Here is a 264-nt window from a genome sequence, read left to right on the forward strand (position 1 = left end):
ATTAAAAAAAGCAGTAAGAGGGTCTCAAGCATGATCCCGATGGATTTTGATTGGCTAGCTAATGTGCTAGCAACCGATTATCAAGGTGATAATCGCAAGGTGATAAATATAAACACCGATACTCGTACTTTGTGTGATGGTGAAGTGTTTTTGGCGCTTAAGGGCCCAAATTTTGATGGTCATAAATTTATTGAACAAGCAAAACAAAAAGGCGCTATAGGCGTGATTGTCGATCACGCTGTTGATACCGATATTGCTCAATTT

At 39.0% G+C, this 264-nt stretch carries 1 protein-coding gene; it reads left to right on the forward strand.

Translation table 11 applies throughout. The annotated features are described in order from the left end of the window. Positions 1-30: 30 nt before the first annotated feature. A partial coding sequence (locus AAEY88_RS14040) for a Mur ligase domain-containing protein (protein ID WP_350563365.1) occupies positions 31-264 on the forward strand: 234 nt, incomplete at its 3' end.

The sequence above is a fragment of the Psychrobacter sp. CAL346-MNA-CIBAN-0220 genome, assembly GCF_040309805.1.
Classification (GTDB): Bacteria; Pseudomonadota; Gammaproteobacteria; order Pseudomonadales; family Moraxellaceae; genus Psychrobacter.